The sequence below is a fragment of the Streptomyces sp. 4N124 genome (assembly GCF_052245395.1).
Lineage (GTDB): Bacteria > Actinomycetota > Actinomycetes > Streptomycetales > Streptomycetaceae > Streptomyces.
This window is the reverse complement of the sequence record NZ_JBQQBS010000017.1, coordinates 147,734-162,705: the sequence shown is the minus strand read 5'-3', so window position 1 is coordinate 162,705 and position 14,972 is coordinate 147,734. Positions and strand designations below refer to the sequence as shown.

Sequence of the window (14,972 nt, the reverse complement as noted above, 5' to 3'; positions counted from 1 at the left end):
CCGCAGCCACCCGTCGACGCGCCCTACACCTCCGCCCCCGACCTCGACCCGGAGTCCAAGCCGACCCCGCCCCGCGGGTTCGACGCGGTGGCTGAAGCGGTGCTGGGGGACGATCCGCTGGCCGGGGCGCATGGGGACGAAGGGGCTCAGCTGGCGGAGCCGGTCGCGCGGATCGGGGAGGCGGTCAGGGAGGGGCAGATCGAGTCGGCCGCGGAGTTGGCGGCGGAGACGGTGGCGGAGGCGTCGGGAACGCTGGGGCCGGAGCACCCGGAAGTGCTGCGGCTGCGTGAACTCACCGCCTACGTCGCCTACTTGGCGGGCGACCCGGTCCATGCCTTCGGTCTTTCCCTGGACCTCGCCAGGATCCGCAGCAGGGCCCGCGACGCGGAGGCCGCGTACGGCAACGTGCAGAGCGCGGCGACCGCCTGGCGTGCCGTACGCGACCCGGAGCAGGGCCTGCTGCTTGGCCGGGACCTGATCGGCCTGTGGAGCGAGCTCACCGCCGAGGACGGGCCCGCGGCCGAGGACATCGAGCAACTCGAGTCGGCCCGGGCGCGGATGGACCGTCTGGCCGAGCGCGCCCGGACCTTGAACTCCTAACCGGACAGGAACTCCTAGGAGGACAGCTCCCACACCGCGTGGGCGACGGCGTCGCTGTTCCGGTCCAGCGCGGTGTCGTCGATGTTGGATGTCGTGTCGCAGGAGGAGTGGTAGCAGCGGTCGAACGCCTGCCCCGACGTACCGCCCCACTTGGCCGCCTGTGCCGCCGTCTTGGCCCGGCTCGCGCCGGTGAACAGTCCGCCGACCGGCACGCCCGCGCTCTTGAACGGTGCGTGGTCGGAGCGGCCGTCGCCCTCGGTCTCTATCTCCGTGGGGACGCCGAGGCCGGTGAAGTAGTCCTTGAAGGTCTTCTCGATCGCCGGATCGTCGTCGTAGACGAAGTAGCCGGGGTTGGGCGAGCCGATCATGTCGAAGTTGAGATAGCCGCTGATCTTCGCCCGGTTCGCCGAGGACAGGTTGTTGACGTAGTGGCGGGAGCCGACGAGCCCCAGCTCCTCCGCGCCCCACCAGGCGAACCGCAGATGCTTGGTGGGCTGGTGGTTCGCGCGGGACACGGCCAGTGCGGTCTCCAGGACCGCCGCCGAGCCCGAGCCGTTGTCGTTGATGCCGGCCCCCGAGGTGACGCTGTCGAGGTGTGAGCCGGCCATGACGACCTGGTTGGTGTCGCCGCCCGGCCAGTCCGCGATCAGGTTGTAGCCGGTGCGGCCGGAGGACGTGAACTGCTGGATGGCCGTGGTGTAACCGGCCGCGTCCAGCTTGGCCTTCACATAGTCGAGCGAGGCCTTGTAGCCGGCCCGGCCGTGCGCCCGGTTGCCGCCGTTGGCGGTGGCGATGGACTGGAGCTGGGTGAGGTGCGCCTTGACGCTGGCCACGGGGATGTCGGGGGCGGCGGCCACTGCGGGTGCGGGGGCGGCCCCGGCTATGGATCCGCCGAGCAGGAGCGATGCGGCCGCGACGACGGCGGTGGCCGTGACGCGTCCGGGAACCGAGAGCTTCATGTGGGGGGCTCCGAATTCCTTGGGAATCACAGGGATTCCGTGATTCCGCAGTGAATGGGGTGCCTGGATGGTGAAGCTCTGGCTGACGCTCCGTCAAGAGCGCTATCAGGACAGGTGTGTTCGTATAGCGGGCGGCGGCGGGCAGATCACTGCACGCAGAACTCGTTGCCCTCGGGATCGGTCATCACGACCCACTCCCCGCCGGGCTCCTTCACCTCCCGCTGTACGCTCGCGCCCAGCTCCCGCAGCCGCTCGACCTCCTCCGCGCGCCGCCCCTTGCCGGGGTGCAGATCGAGGTGGAGCCGGTTCTTGACGGACTTGGCCTCGGGGACGCGCTGGAACAGCAGCCGGCGCCCCAGTCCGGCGCCGTTGTCCTCGTCGTACGGATCGTCCGGATGCCGTACGCCGACCAGGTCCCGGAAGGCGAGCCGGGCGTGGAACTCGATGGTCGCCTCGCGCGGCAGTACGCCGAGTTCGAGGAGGCGCTCGATGAAGGCGTTGTTGTCCTCGACCTCGTAGTGCAGCGCGGCAGCCCAGAAATCGGCCTGGGACTGCGGGCTGGCGCAGTCGATGACGAGCTTCCAGTGGATGGGTGTGGGAGTGCTCTCAGTCATGCGTCCACTTATAGCCGCGCATCCGGTCAGCGGCTGTCCTAAACGGCCTCCTGCCTGTCGTACGCCGCCCGCGCCGCCGCGATCTCCTGCTGATGCAGTTCCGTCCACGTCACCAGCGACTGGATCGTGGCGTGCAGCGTTCCGCCCAGCGGAGTGAGTTCGTACTCCACCCGTGGCGGGACGACCGGATGCACCGTCCGCTTCACCAGTCCGTCCCGCTCCAGCTGGCGCAGAGTCACGGTCAGCATGCGCTGGCTGATGCCGTCGATCTCGCGGCGCAGTTCGGTGAAGCGCAGCCGCCGGTTCTCCAGCAGGGCGATGACGAGCAGCGACCACTTGTCGGCCACTCGGTCGAGGATCTGCCGTACCTCGCAGCCCTCCCGGGTGTCCCACTGGAAGGGGTCGGCGTCGCCGTAGTCCACGGTGCTCTCGCAGTTACTCGGTGACTTCGAAGTGCCTTCTTCCATGTCACCCGATGCTGCCGCAGGCTGGAGGCGGTTACAAGAGGGAACCGACCCTCATGTGCGTAACCGGATTACCTCACTTCGCCTACCCGAGGAGTCCCCATGGGCACCCGTGCCTGGGCCCTGCTCTTCGTCCTCTGCGGAACGATCTTCCTGGAGGGCATCGACGTCGCCATGATGGCCGTCGCGATCCCGTCGATCCGATCCGATCTCGGCCTGTCCACGGGCACCGCGGCCTGGGTGATGAGCGGTTACGTGCTCGGTTACGCGGGCTTCACCCTGCTCGGCGGACGGGCCGCCGACCTGCTCGGGCGGCGCCGGATGTTCCTGCTCTGGCTGACCGTCTTCCTGGTCTTCTCGGGCCTCGGCGGGTTCGCGACCGAGGGCTGGATGCTGGTCGTCGCCCGGTTCGTCACCGGTGTGTCGGCGGCGTTCATGACCCCGGCGGCGCTGTCGCTGATCACGACGTCGTACGAGGAGGGGCCGCAGCGCAACAAGGCCCTGCTGGTCTTTGCCGGGACGGCCGCGGGCGGCTTCTCGCTCGGGCTCGTCATCGGCGGCCTGCTCACCCAACTCGGCTGGCGCTGGGTGTTCTTCGCGCCGGTGCTGCTGGCGGGCGCGCTGCTGGTCCCGGCGGTACGGCTCATTCCGCGGCAGGAGACAGTGGAGCAGGGCGCATCGCTTCAGGAAACGTCTCAGCAGGACCCGCCGTCGAAGACCCGCCGCGGCTTCGACCTGTTCGGCGCGCTCACCGCCGCCGGCGCGATGCTGCTGGCCGCCTACACCGTCGTACGACTGGAACACGCTCCGCACGGCTGGCCGCTGACCGTCGTGTCCGGTGCCGCCGCGCTGCTGCTGGCCGCCGCTTTCGTCGCCGTCGAACGGCGCAGTCCGGATCCGCTGGTCAGACTTGGCATCCTGCGCAGCGGGGCGCTCGTCCGTGCCGACCTCGGGGCGCTGTTGTTCGTCGGCGCCTTCTTCGGCTTCCAGTTCGTGGTGACGCTGTATCTGCAGGAGCTGCGGGGGTGGTCGTCGCTGCAGACGGCGATCGCTCTGGTGATTATGGGATGTGACATGGTACTGGCCCCGACGCTCACCCCGAAGCTCGTCGCCCGCTACGGCAACGCCCGCGTGATCGTCGCCGGCTTCGCCCTCGCGGTCGTCGCGTACGGGCTGTTCCTGCCGGTCGGCATGGACTGGTCGTATGCGGCGATGTTCCCGACGCTGATCATCGCGGGCACGGCGTTCGCGCTGGCGTACGGGCCGTTGACCATCGCGGCGACGGACGGGGTCGCCGAGGAGGAGCAGGGGCTGGCGAGCGGGCTGCTGAACACGGCGACGCAGTTCGGCTCGGCGATCGGGATCTCGGCGGTGACCGCGGTCTACGGCTTGGCGTCGACCGGGTCGGGGCCTGAGGCCACGCTGTCCGCGTTCCGTACGGCGCTCTGGGTGCCCGTCGTGATGGTGGTGCTGGGCCTGTTGATCTCAGCCCTGACCCTGCGCGCCGCCCGCCAGGCGTCGGCGGTGAGCAGCGTCAGCGCCAGCCAGACCAGCGCGAACCCGGCCCAGCGCTCGGGCGGCATGGCCTCACGGAAGTAGGCGACGCCGAGCAGGAACTGGAAGACGGGGGCCAGGTACTGCAGCAGGCCCAGCGTCGACAGGGGCACGCGGATCGCCGCCGCGCCGAAGCAGACCAGCGGCAGCGCGGTGACCACGCCGGTCGCGGCGAGCAGCGCCGCGTGCCCCGGGCCCTCGGTGGTGAACGTCGAGTCGCCCTGCGCGCTCAGCCACAGCAGATAGCCGAGGGCGGGCAGGAACTGGATCGCGGTCTCCGCGGTCAGCGACTCCAGGCCGCTGAGGTTGACCTTCTTCTTCACCAGGCCGTAGGTGGCGAAGGAGAAGGCGAGGATCAGGGAGATCCAGGGCGGGCGGCCGTATCCGATGGTCAGGACCAGGACGGCCGCGGCGCCGATGCCGACCGCCGCCCACTGCACCGGCCGCAGCCGCTCCTTCAGGAGCAGGACGCCGATGGCGATGGTGACGAGCGGGTTGATGAAGTAGCCGAGCGAGGCCTCGACCACCTGACCGTTGTTCACGGCCCAGATGTAGACGCCCCAGTTGACGGTGATCACGGCCGCGGCCACCGTGATCAGAGCGAGCCTGCGCGGCTGCCGCAGCAGTTCGCCCGCCCAGGCCCAACGGCGTATGAAGACCAGCGCGACGGCGACGAAGGCCAGGGACCACACCATCCGGTGGGCGAGGATCTCGACCGCGCCGGCCGGCTTCAGCAGGGGCCAGAAGAGGGGGACGAGCCCCCACATGCCGTATGCCGCGATGCCGTTCAGCAGTCCTATACGCCGCTCGCCCCTCGGCTCCCCGGTCACCGGCTCCTCCTTCATGCGTCGCTCGCCCGCACGAAGGTAGCGCCGAACGCCCCCGCATGTCATGTCCGTATCGCTATACGGTCATGACGCGCGGGGGCGTCAGATGCTCAGCCCTTGAGCGCGGCGGCGATCGCCTCGGACAGCGGGGTGGTCGGGCGGCCGGCCAGACGGGACAGGTCGCCGTTGACGAAGCCCAGCTCGCCCTTCTCGATGGACTGGTCCACGCCGGCCAGGATCGCGGCGAGCGGCTCGGGCAGCCCGGCGCCGGTCAGGATCCCGACGAGAGTGTCGGCGGGGACGGAGCTGTAGGCGATCTCCTTGCCGGACTGCCGGCTCAGCTCGGCCGCGTACTCGGCGAAGCTCCAGGCCGCGTCGCCGCTCAGCTCGTACGTCTTGTTCTCGTGCCCCTCGCCGGTCAGTACCCCGACGGCGGCGGCCGCGTAGTCGGCGCGCGAGGCGGAGGCGACCTTGCCCTCGCCGGCGGCGGCGACGACCGCGTTGTGCTCCAGCACCGGGGCGAGGTTCTCGGTGTAGTTCTCGTGGTACCAGCTGTTGCGCAGCAGCGTGTAGGGCAGGCCGGAAGCGAGGAGTACCTCCTCGGTGGCGCGGTGGTCGTCGGCGAGCGCGGCGGTCAGGCTGCCGGGGGCGCTGGTGTAGGCGAGGAGCGCGACACCGGCGGCCTTGGCGGCGTCGATGACGACCTGGTGCTGGCCGACGCGGCCCTTGTCGAACTCGTTGCCCGAGATGAGCAGCACCTTGTCGCCGGCCGCGAACAGGCCGTCGAAGGTCTCCGGAGCGTTGTAGTCGGCGACCGCGATCTTCACGCCGCGGGCCGCGAAGTCGGCGGCCTTCTCCGGGGTGCGGACGACGGCGGTGATCTGATCGGCCGGGACCTTCTCCAGCAGCTGCTGGACGACGTGGCGGCCGAGGTGTCCGGTGGCTCCGGTGACAACGATGCTCATGATGAAGAACTCCTTGTGGGGTGCGTTGGCACTAACCCTAGGGCCTGCACTAACTCTCCGAAAGTACCCACTTTGAAGTAAGGTACCGGCATGGCAGTAACCGAATGGCACCCCGACGGCGAGACGATGTGCCCGTACCGCCTGGTCCTGGAGCACGTCACCAGCAAGTGGGGCGTCATGATCCTCATCCAGCTCCTCGACGGCTCGCACCGCTTCAGCGAACTGCGCCGGGCGATCAGCCAGGTCCGCCAGGTCAGCGAGAAAATGCTCACGCAGACCCTGCAGACCCTGGAGCGCGACGGCTTGGTCCACCGCGAGGCCCAGCCGGTGATCCCGCCACGCGTCGACTACTCCCTCACCGACCTCGGCCGCGAGGCGGCGGAACAGGTTCGCGACCTCGCGCTGTGGACACAGAAGCGGATGGACGCGGTGCAGGAGGCGCGGGATGCGTATGACGCGGCGAAAAGGCAGGCCTGAGCAGGGATGATGCATACGGTCGTGGCCGGCTGACGCGCATGCGGGCGGCGCTCGAAGGGCACATGCAAGTCAGGGCGTACGGCTGTGGGCCGCGCGTCCACCCATGCGCCCCCTTTCCGCCTCCCGCGCCGCCTTGAGCTCCCGGCATGCTGGAAAATGGCACGCTCACCGGCGGCCGTAGGGCGCGACGCGGGGGTTCGCATTGGCCGTACAGGGTCCAGATATGCGAAGGATCGATTCTGCGAGGCGCGTGAGGACGGGGCGGGTGCGTACCCCCTTCCCGCGCCTTCCCCGGCACCGAGAGACCCCGTCACCTCTCCTGGCCGCTCAACTGGCAAGTGTGGCCAAGGAGTTGCACCGGGCGAACCTGATCCAGCTGCACCGCTTCTTCGTGGAGCAACTGGACCTGGCCATCGACGACCCGTCGCTCGGCGCCACCCTGGGCACCCTGGGCAGGCTCACCGAGGAGAAGCGTCGGCAGATGCTCTTCGCGAACCGGGAGTACGGCCTCCTCCTGCTGGGCTATCGAGTTGGCGCACTGAGTCGGGGTGAACTTCTCGGGACTCTGAAGATCCTCAGCAGAAACCCCATCTTCGCGGAGTACTGGGAGCGGACGGACAGGCAACGCGGCAACCTGCCACCGGAATCGCTGGAGGCACGGGTCGGCAGGGCCATCGACGCGATCATGGCCGAAAGGGACGATGATCTCGACGAATGGTGGGTCGTCGGATCGGGTGATGAATGATTGGCGTGGGTCACCTGATTGGATTTCCTTAGGTTCGGCGTGCGTAGTGATGCCGCTGTAGCGGATGACCCGTTACTGCGTGCTCCGAGAGGAGATCAGTACGTTGCACAGCGATGTCCAGTCTGTCTCTGTCAGGCGACGCCTCGGTGATTCCCCTCGCAAGAGGGGCTGTCTCACCCTCGAAACCTGCCCCGACCTTTTCGAACTGAGCGACGGCAACTTCGCCGTCATCGGAACCGATGTCACGGAGGCTCTCGACCCCTTGCTTCCGCCCGACGCCGGCCGCGCCGACTACGAGCGCATCGTCGTCATCACACGCGAGACCCTCCTGCGGGCCAAGCGGGACATCCCCGACGTCTGACACGAGGGCGGGGCCTGGATGTCGTACGACACCCAGGCCCCGAAGCCCCTGGAAACAGCCGTCAGCCCACGACCGTCCAGGTGTCGCCCCCGGCGAGCAGTGCCGCCAAGTCACCCTTGCCGTTCTGTTCGATCGCTGTGTCGAGCTGGTCGGCCATCTGGGTGTCGTAGACGGGCCGGTCGACGGAGCGCAGGACGCCGATGGGGGTGTGGTGCAGGGTGTCCGGGTCGGCGAGGCGGGACAGGGCGAACGCCGTGGTCGGTGAGGTCGCGTGGGCGTCGTGGACCAGGACCTGCGCCTCGTTCTGCGGCGTGACGGTCACGACCTTGAGGTCGCCGGTGTGCTCGTCGCGTACGACGCCCTTCGAGCCGTCGGCGCCGAAGCGGATCGGCTGCCCGTGCTCCAGCCGGATCACCGCCTCCTCGGCCTGCTGCTTGTCCTTGATCGCGTCGAAGGCGCCGTCGTTGAAGATGTTGCAGTTCTGGTAGATCTCGATCAGTGCCGTCCCCGGGTGGGCGGCTGCCTGGCGCAGCACTTCGGTGAGGTGCTTGCGGTCGGAGTCCACCGTCCGGGCCACGAAGGACGCCTCGGCGCCGATGGCCAGCGAGACCGGGTTGAAGGGCGCGTCCAGGGAGCCCATCGGCGTCGACTTGGTGATCTTGCCGACTTCCGACGTCGGGCTGTACTGGCCCTTCGTGAGGCCGTAGATCCGGTTGTTGAAGAGCAGGATCTTCAGGTTCACATTGCGGCGCAGGGCGTGGATGAGGTGGTTGCCGCCGATGGACAGCGCGTCGCCGTCGCCGGTGACGACCCACACGCTCAGGTCGCGCCGGGAGGAGGCCAGGCCGGTCGCGATGGCGGGCGCGCGGCCGTGGATCGAGTGCATGCCGTACGTGTTCATGTAGTACGGGAAGCGGGACGAGCAGCCGATGCCCGAGACGAAGACGATGTTCTCCTTGGCCAGGCCCAGCTCCGGCATGAAGCCCTGCACGGCGGCGAGGATCGCGTAGTCACCGCAGCCGGGGCACCAGCGCACTTCCTGATCGGACTTGAAGTCCTTCATGGACTGGCGGGCCTCGGCCTTGGGAACGAGCGAAAGCGACTCGATCGTGCCCGTGCCTTCCGTGGACGTCTCAGCCATCGAGGGCCTCCTTGAGAGCCGTGGCGAGCTGTTCGGCCTTGAACGGCATGCCGTTGACCTGGTTGTAGCTGTGCGCGTCGACCAGGTACTTCGCCCGGATCAGCGTGGCGAGTTGACCGAGGTTCATCTCGGGCACTACCACCTTCTCGTAACGCTCCAGCACCGCGCCGAGATTCCGCGGGAAGGGGTTGAGGTGCCGCAGATGGGCCTGTGCGATGGACTCCCCGGCCCGGCGCAGCCGCCGTACCGCCGCCGTGATCGGCCCGTATGTCGAGCCCCAGCCCAGGACCAGCGTCCGCGCGCCCTCCGGGTCGTCGACCTCCAGCTCCGGCACGTCGATGCCGTCGATCTTGGCCTGCCGGGTGCGGACCATGAAGTCGTGGTTGGCGGGGTCGTAGGAGATGTTGCCCGTGCCGTCCTGCTTCTCGATGCCGCCGATGCGGTGCTCCAGGCCCGGCGTGCCGGGGATCGCCCAGGGGCGGGCGAGGGTCTGCGGGTCGCGCTTGTACGGCCAGAAGACCTCGCTGCCGTCCTCCAGGGTGTGGTTCGGGCCCTGTGCGAACTGCACCCGCAGGTCCGGGAGGTCGTCGATGTCGGGGATGCGCCAGGGCTCCGAGCCGTTGGCCAGGTAGCCGTCACTCAGCAGCATCACCGGCGTGCGGTACGTCAGCGCGATACGGGCCGCCTCCAGCGCGGCGTCGAAGCAGTCGGCCGGCGTCTGCGGGGCGATGATCGGGACCGGGGCCTCGCCGTTGCGGCCGAACATGGCCTGGAGCAGGTCGGCCTGCTCGGTCTTGGTCGGCAGGCCGGTGGACGGCCCGCCGCGCTGGATGTCGATCACCAGCAGCGGCAGCTCCAGGGAGACCGCGAGCCCGATGGTCTCCGACTTCAGCGCCACACCGGGACCGGACGTGGTGGTGACGGCCAGCGAGCCGCCGAAGGCCGCGCCCAGGGCGGCGCCGATGCCGGCGATCTCGTCCTCGGCCTGGAAGGTCCGTACACCGAAGTTCTTGTGCTTGCTCAGCTCGTGCAGGATGTCCGAGGCCGGGGTGATCGGGTACGAGCCCAGGAACAGCGGCAGGTCCGCCTGGCGGGACGCGGCGACCAGCCCGTAGGACAGGGCCAGGTTCCCGGAGATGTTGCGGTAGGTGCCGACCGGGAAGGCCTTGGCGGCCGGGGCCACCTCGTAGGAGACGGCGAAGTCCTCGGTCGTCTCGCCGAAGTTCCAGCCCGCGCGGAACGCGGCGATGTTGGCGGCCGCGATGTCCGGCTTCTTGGCGAACTTGGCGGTGAGGAACTTCTCGGTGCCCTCGGTGGGCCGGTGGTACATCCAGCTCAGCAGGCCGAGGGCGAACATGTTCTTGCTGCGCTCGGCCTCCTTGCGGGTGAGGTCGAACTCCTTGAGCGCCTCGACGGTGAGCGTCGTCAGCGGCACCGGGTGGAGGCTGTAGCCGTCGAGCGAACCGTCCTCCAGCGGGTTCGCGTCATAGCCGACCTTCTGCATCGCCCGTTTGGTGAACTCGTCCGTGTTGACGATGATCTCCGCGCCGCGCGGCAGATCGGCGATGTTCGCCTTCAGGGCGGCCGGGTTCATCGCGACCAGCACGTTCGGCGCGTCGCCCGGGGTCAGGATGTCGTGGTCGGCGAAATGCAGCTGGAAAGACGAAACGCCCGGCAGGGTTCCTGCGGGCGCGCGGATCTCGGCGGGGAAGTTCGGCAGCGTCGACAGATCGTTGCCGAAGGACGCCGTCTCCGAGGTGAAGCGATCTCCGGTGAGCTGCATACCGTCACCCGAGTCCCCCGCGAACCGAATGATCACTCTGTCCAGCCGGCGGACGTCCTTCTCTCCTGCCGGTTTGCGCTGCTCTCCCACGACGGCTTCGTCGGCCTGCTCCGCTGGGCTGCTGACCTGGCTGGTCACTGAACTGGACCTCCCTCGAGGCGGCTGTCTGGGAACGGCCCTCCCGCAGGCCCTCCCAGGATCAACCCTACGTCCGTAAGGGGCACGCTCCCGCGGCCATTCGCATGATGGACGCCGCTTTGAGACGGTTCGCCGCCCTGACTTGTCATGATTTCCCGCCCCCCGGCGCTTCCCTCAAAGACGCTCCCCGTGCAGGTTTCGGTTCTAGCCTCGTTCCTTGATCTCGCGCCACGCTTGTGTCTCGCTTGCCGGACCCTTTCCTTGCCCCCCGATTATCTGACACGGCGTCAGACCCTCAGGAGTTCAAGTAGGTCAGAACCGCGAGTACCCGCCGATGGTCTCCGTCGCTCTGGGACAGACCGAGCTTCAGGAAGATATTGCTGACGTGCTTCTCGACGGCGCCGTCGCTCACCACGAGCTGCCGGGCGATCGCGGAGTTGGTCCGCCCCTCGGCCATCAGGCCCAGGACCTCCCGCTCCCGTGGGGTGAGTCCCGCGAGCACATCCTGCTTACGGGAGCGGCCGAGCAGCTGCGCGACGACCTCCGGGTCCAGGGCCGTACCGCCCTGGGCCACCCGGACCACCGCGTCCACGAATTCACGCACCTCGGCTACCCGGTCCTTGAGCAGATACCCGACCCCACGGCTGGAACCTGCCAGCAGTTCGGTGGCGTACCTCTCCTCCACATACTGTGACAACACGAGCACGCCCAGTCCGGGATGCGCCTTGCGCAACTGCACGGCCGCGCGAACGCCTTCGTCGGTGTGCGTCGGCGGCATCCGTACGTCGGCCACGACCACGTCGGGCAGCGATCCGGCCGCGTCCAGCTCGCCGATGGTCTTGATCAGCGCGTCCCCGTCCCCCACCCCGGCCACGACATCATGGCCCCGGTCGGTCAACAGCCGAGTCAGCCCCTCCCGGAGCAGCACCGAATCCTCGGCGATGACCACACGCACCCTGTCCTCCACGATCCTCGGCCCCCCACAGCCCAACAGCGCCCACCAAGACCCCCAGCATTCCAGCATTCGGTCCGGGCTGCGCCCACGCTGCGGAAATGGGGGAGGGAATGGCGGGTCTGCGGGGAAGGGGGGCAGTGTTTCGGCCGCCCGCGGCTGCGGACGGCCTGTTGTGTGTCTCCGGTTGTCGCGCGGCGAGGGGCGGCGCCGGCCCGGCAGGCGCCGGTTGGGGCCGTGCCGCCCAACTGCGCGGCCGTCCCGCCAAGCTGCGGGCATTCGTGCCGCCTAGGGCGGCACGGGTGGGCGCAGGCGGCGCCCCGTCAGCGCCGGGCTGCGCGACCCACCTCACGGCGCCCAGCCCCGCGGCACCCCGTCAGCGCCGGGCCACGCGACCCACCCCACCCCAGCCACGACGGAGCGGCGGCTGCGCAACCCACCCCCGCCCAGCCGCCGCGGCCCACGTCACCCGCTCACACACGCTCACACCCGCTCACTCCGCCACGGCAACTCCGCAGTCACCCGCGTAGGCCCCCCCACCGGCGAATCCACCACCAGAATCCCGTCCACCGCGTCCAACCGCTCGGCCAGCCCCGCCAGCCCCGACCCACCGGAGGTGTCCGCGCCCCCCACCCCGTTGTCCACGACCTGCAGCATCAGCCGGTGATCCACCCGCCACACATCCACCGCCGCCCACGTGGCCCGCGAATGCTTGCTGATGTTCTGCAGCAGCTCCGACACCGTGAAGTACGCGATCCCCTCGATCGCCGGCGCCGGCCGCTCCACCAGATCGACCTCCACCTGCACCGGCACCGTGCACCGGGACGCCACCGCGGACAGCGCCGCATCCAGCCCCCGGTCCGTCAGCACCGCCGGATGAATCCCCCGCGCCAGATCCCGCAGCTCCTGCAACGCCGTCTTCACCTCACCGTGCGCCTCGTCCACCATCCGCGCCGCGGCCTCCGGATCCTCCGTCAGCTTCTCCTTCGCCAGCCCCAGATCCATGGCCAACGCCACCAGTCGCGCCTGCGCCCCGTCGTGCAGATCCCGCTCGATCCGCCGCAGGTCGGCCGCCGCGGTGTCGACCACGACCCCCCGGTCCGACTCCAGCTCCACGACCCGCGTCGCCAGCCGCGACGGCCCGAGCAGCCCGTGCACCAGCAGCCGGTCCACCGTGGTCAGCGCCCGCACGATCCACGGCGTGGCCAGCGTGAACAACAGCCCGACCAGCGCCGTGACGGTGATCTCGAAGGGGTTGTCGAGGTAGACGTGGTGGGTCTCGTCGCCGTACAGCTGCAGGCCGTCCTGACCGCCGTACATCGGGAAGAGCCAGAACCACAGCGGATACGTCAGCAGCGACCAGCCGATCGCCCAGGCGGTCACGGAGACGACGAAGGAGAACACCGCCCAGGGCAGGTGCAGCACCGCGTACAGCAGCGCCCGCCACGACGAGCCGCTCTTGAGTACGGCCCCCATCCAGGCCATCGCGCCGGGCTTCCGCATCCGCAGCGGTTCGGGCGCGGCCACGTCGAGCCCCAGCAGCCCCCGGGCCCGCGCCCGCTCCAGCGACCCGAACAACCGGCACCCGGCGAGCCCCGCGGCCAGCACCGGAATCCCGAGGAAGGTGACCAGCAGGCCCGCGCCCAGCGACACCATCGTCACGGCGTAGGTGTAGAGCAGGATGCTGATCGGCAGGCTGAGCAGCACATACGTGAACTCGCGCCAGCTGCGCGCCTCGAACGGTGCCCGCAGCCCCGCCGGCAGCCGGTGCCGCCTGGTCTCGGCGGCGTACTCCGTGAGGTGTCCGGTGGGGTATCCGAGCCCGCTGTCGCGCTGGGCGTAGCCCTGTCCGTACTCCGTGGCCATCGGCGTCGTCCGTTCTACTCGGCCTGCTCGTCCTGTCGTACCGCGGCTGTGCCGCCGTACCCCCACACTGCTCTGCCGCAGTTCCGCGGACCATGGAGTCCGTCGGCCTCTTGAACGGGGGGTTTTCCCTACCCCTGGCTCCCGTGGCGTCCCTGGCTCTGCCGGCCGTCCGCCGGCACGCGGTCCCGCCACGGCAGTTCGGCCGTCACCGTCGTCGGGCCGCCGGCCGGCGAGTCGACGACGAACAGGCCGTCCACGGCGTCCAGCCGCTCGGCGAGACCGCTCACGCCGCTCCCGCGGTCGAGCGACGCGCCCCCGCGCCCGTCGTCCCACACCTGGATCAGCAGCCGGTTCTCCACCCTCCACACATCGACCGACGCGGTCCGCGCCCCGCTGTGCTTGCTGATGTTCTGCAGCAGCTCGGAGACGGTGAAGTAGGCGATGCCCTCGATCGCCGGGGCCGGCCGGGCGTCCAGGTCGGCCGTCACCTTCACGGGCACGGTGCAGCGCGAGGCGACGGAGGAGAGCGCCGCGTCCAAGCCACGGTCGGTGAGCACCGCGGGGTGGATCCCGCGCGCGAGGTCGCGCAGCTCCTGCAGCGCCAGCTTCACCTCGCCGTGCGCCTCCGCGATCATCCCCGCCGCGTAGTCCGGGTCCTCCAGCAGCTTCTCCTTGGCCAGACCCAGGCCCATGGCCAGATTGACCAGCCGCGCCTGCGCCCCGTCGTGCAGATCCCGCTCGATGCGCCTCAGGTCGGCGGCGGCCGTGTCGACCACGACCCCCCGGTCCGACTCCAGCTCGGCGATACGGCGCTCCAGCTCGTCCGAGGGCGACAGCAGCCCGCGCACCATCGCCCGGTCCGCGTTGGTCAGCCCCCGCGCGATGAACGGCAGCACCGGCCACAGCACGAACAGCGAGGCCAGCGTGATGGTGAAGGTGAGGATGCCCCAGGGCAGCCGGATGAAGTCGTACAGGACCGTGCGCCAGCCCACCGGGTCCTTCAGCGCCATCCACAGCCGCGCGAAGAAGCCGTTCCTGTCGCTGCGCAACGGCAGCGGACTCGGCTCGTCGACCCGCACTCCGAGCAGTGCCCTGGCCCGCTTCCGTTCCAGCTTGCCCAGCTGCCGAGCGCCCATCAGCCCGAGCGCGAGCAGCGGCAGGCCGATCACCGTGACGGTCAGCCCGGCGCCGAGCCACAGCACGGTGACGACGTAGACGAACCCGAACAGCGCGACCGGAAGGTTCAGCAGAAGGTGCGCGATCTCCTTCCAGGTCTGCGAGTGAAAGGCGAATTGAGCCGGCGGCAGGCGCTCGGCGTCCGGGGCCGTGGCGTCGAGGCGCGGCATGCCGGTGTCGGGTGTGCGTACGGTCATATGGGCTAGCGTGCCGCGCGGACGGCCGCCGCGCCATGAGGTCGGCCGCCGGGATACACGGGGGAAAACCCCACCCCTGTGGACCAACGCGTGAAGGCCTGCTTACCGTCGCTTTATCAGGGCCTAGACTCCCGTGCGTACAGATCGTCGAAC

General features: G+C 69.5%; 14 protein-coding genes and 1 pseudogene. 5 read left to right on the top strand and 10 right to left on the bottom strand.

From position 1 onward, the window contains the following. Positions 1-600, top strand: a 600-nt coding sequence (locus ACTWQO_RS19730) for a hypothetical protein (protein WP_443238625.1), incomplete at its 5' end; no start/stop codon positions are given. A 14-nt stretch (positions 601-614) separates the two neighbouring features. On the opposite strand, the gene ACTWQO_RS19725 is transcribed toward ACTWQO_RS19730, so the two are convergent. From ACTWQO_RS19725 to ACTWQO_RS19715, 3 genes are all read right to left on the bottom strand, one after another. Then, positions 615-1,559, bottom strand: a complete 945-nt coding sequence (locus ACTWQO_RS19725; RefSeq protein ID WP_443238624.1) for a M28 family metallopeptidase — start codon at positions 1,557-1,559, stop codon at positions 615-617. Positions 1,560-1,705: 146 nt separating this feature from the next. Next, positions 1,706-2,173: a VOC family protein gene (locus tag ACTWQO_RS19720; protein ID WP_443238623.1), complete on the bottom strand. Its 468-nt coding sequence runs from the start codon at positions 2,171-2,173 to the stop codon at positions 1,706-1,708. A gap of 38 nt (positions 2,174-2,211) precedes the next feature. Next, the gene (locus ACTWQO_RS19715) at positions 2,212-2,640 is read right to left on the bottom strand and encodes a winged helix-turn-helix transcriptional regulator (RefSeq protein ID WP_443238622.1); all 429 of its coding nucleotides are present in this window, start codon (positions 2,638-2,640) and stop codon (positions 2,212-2,214) included. Positions 2,641-2,739: 99 nt separating this feature from the next. On the opposite strand from ACTWQO_RS19715, the pseudogene ACTWQO_RS19710 reads away from it, so the two are divergent. Continuing rightward, positions 2,740-4,125 (top strand): annotated as a pseudogene (locus tag ACTWQO_RS19710) (MFS transporter); the annotation flags it as partial. Here ACTWQO_RS19710 and rarD read toward each other — a convergent pair. Together rarD and ACTWQO_RS19700 are read right to left on the bottom strand one after the other, a co-directional pair. Further along, the gene (rarD, locus tag ACTWQO_RS19705) at positions 4,020-4,958 is read right to left on the bottom strand and encodes an EamA family transporter RarD (protein ID WP_443238632.1); all 939 of its coding nucleotides are present in this window, start codon (positions 4,956-4,958) and stop codon (positions 4,020-4,022) included. The pseudogene ACTWQO_RS19710 and the gene rarD sit on opposite strands and share 106 nt — an antisense overlap. A 170-nt stretch (positions 4,959-5,128) precedes the next feature. Next, positions 5,129-5,983, bottom strand: a complete 855-nt coding sequence (locus tag ACTWQO_RS19700; protein WP_443238621.1) for an SDR family oxidoreductase — start codon at positions 5,981-5,983, stop codon at positions 5,129-5,131. A gap of 90 nt (positions 5,984-6,073) precedes the next feature. Here ACTWQO_RS19700 and ACTWQO_RS19695 point away from each other — a divergent pair, with 90 nt between their 5' ends. The 3 genes from ACTWQO_RS19695 to ACTWQO_RS19685 all read left to right on the top strand — a co-directional run bounded on the left by ACTWQO_RS19695 (position 6,074) and on the right by ACTWQO_RS19685 (position 7,566). Further along, complete coding sequence (locus ACTWQO_RS19695; RefSeq protein WP_443238620.1) at positions 6,074-6,460, top strand: winged helix-turn-helix transcriptional regulator; 387 nt, start codon at positions 6,074-6,076, stop codon at positions 6,458-6,460. A 223-nt stretch (positions 6,461-6,683) separates the two neighbouring features. Next, the gene (locus ACTWQO_RS19690) at positions 6,684-7,205 is read left to right on the top strand and encodes a DUF6082 family protein (protein WP_443238619.1); all 522 of its coding nucleotides are present in this window, start codon (positions 6,684-6,686) and stop codon (positions 7,203-7,205) included. A 103-nt stretch (positions 7,206-7,308) separates the two neighbouring features. Further along, the gene (locus tag ACTWQO_RS19685; protein ID WP_443238618.1) at positions 7,309-7,566 is read left to right on the top strand and encodes a hypothetical protein; all 258 of its coding nucleotides are present in this window, start codon (positions 7,309-7,311) and stop codon (positions 7,564-7,566) included. 61 nt (positions 7,567-7,627) lie between these two features. Here the strand turns inward: ACTWQO_RS19685 and ACTWQO_RS19680 are convergent, their stop codons facing one another. From ACTWQO_RS19680 to ACTWQO_RS19660, 5 genes are all read right to left on the bottom strand, one after another. Then, positions 7,628-8,707, bottom strand: a complete 1,080-nt coding sequence (locus tag ACTWQO_RS19680) for a 2-oxoacid:ferredoxin oxidoreductase subunit beta (protein WP_443238617.1) — start codon at positions 8,705-8,707, stop codon at positions 7,628-7,630. Further along, positions 8,700-10,628 carry a 2-oxoacid:acceptor oxidoreductase subunit alpha gene (locus ACTWQO_RS19675; RefSeq protein WP_443238616.1) on the bottom strand — a complete coding sequence of 643 codons (1,929 nt, stop codon included), beginning with the start codon at positions 10,626-10,628 and terminating at the stop codon, positions 8,700-8,702. The genes ACTWQO_RS19680 and ACTWQO_RS19675 overlap by 8 nt, the downstream gene beginning before the upstream one ends. Positions 10,629-10,923: 295 nt before the next feature. After that, positions 10,924-11,583, bottom strand: coding sequence for a LuxR C-terminal-related transcriptional regulator (locus ACTWQO_RS19670; protein WP_443238615.1), 660 nt, complete (start codon positions 11,581-11,583; stop codon positions 10,924-10,926). A 480-nt stretch (positions 11,584-12,063) separates the two neighbouring features. Further along, positions 12,064-13,446 (bottom strand): sensor histidine kinase, encoded by a 1,383-nt coding sequence (locus ACTWQO_RS19665; protein ID WP_443238614.1) that lies wholly within the window; start codon positions 13,444-13,446, stop codon positions 12,064-12,066. A 128-nt stretch (positions 13,447-13,574) separates the two neighbouring features. After that, entirely contained in the window at positions 13,575-14,819 is a 1,245-nt protein-coding gene (locus ACTWQO_RS19660) for a sensor histidine kinase (protein WP_443238613.1), read from the bottom strand. Between the last annotated feature and the right edge of the window lie 153 nt (positions 14,820-14,972).

What these genes read in the sequence shown, in the direction of transcription:
- ACTWQO_RS19665 (WP_443238614.1), bottom strand. Translation starts at nt 13,446, where the DNA reads ATGGCCACGGAGTACGGACAGGGCTACGCCCAGCGCGACAGCGGGCTC.
- ACTWQO_RS19725 (WP_443238624.1), bottom strand. Translation starts at nt 1,559, where the DNA reads ATGAAGCTCTCGGTTCCCGGACGCGTCACGGCCACCGCCGTCGTCGCG.
- ACTWQO_RS19660 (WP_443238613.1), bottom strand. Translation starts at nt 14,819, where the DNA reads ATGACCGTACGCACACCCGACACCGGCATGCCGCGCCTCGACGCCACG.
- ACTWQO_RS19715 (WP_443238622.1), bottom strand. Translation starts at nt 2,640, where the DNA reads ATGGAAGAAGGCACTTCGAAGTCACCGAGTAACTGCGAGAGCACCGTG.
- ACTWQO_RS19700 (WP_443238621.1), bottom strand. Translation starts at nt 5,983, where the DNA reads ATGAGCATCGTTGTCACCGGAGCCACCGGACACCTCGGCCGCCACGTC.
- ACTWQO_RS19695 (WP_443238620.1), top strand. Translation starts at nt 6,074, where the DNA reads ATGGCAGTAACCGAATGGCACCCCGACGGCGAGACGATGTGCCCGTAC.
- rarD (WP_443238632.1), bottom strand. Translation starts at nt 4,958, where the DNA reads ATGTGGGGGCTCGTCCCCCTCTTCTGGCCCCTGCTGAAGCCGGCCGGC.
- ACTWQO_RS19680 (WP_443238617.1), bottom strand. Translation starts at nt 8,707, where the DNA reads ATGGCTGAGACGTCCACGGAAGGCACGGGCACGATCGAGTCGCTTTCG.
- ACTWQO_RS19690 (WP_443238619.1), top strand. Translation starts at nt 6,684, where the DNA reads ATGCGAAGGATCGATTCTGCGAGGCGCGTGAGGACGGGGCGGGTGCGT.
- ACTWQO_RS19720 (WP_443238623.1), bottom strand. Translation starts at nt 2,173, where the DNA reads ATGACTGAGAGCACTCCCACACCCATCCACTGGAAGCTCGTCATCGAC.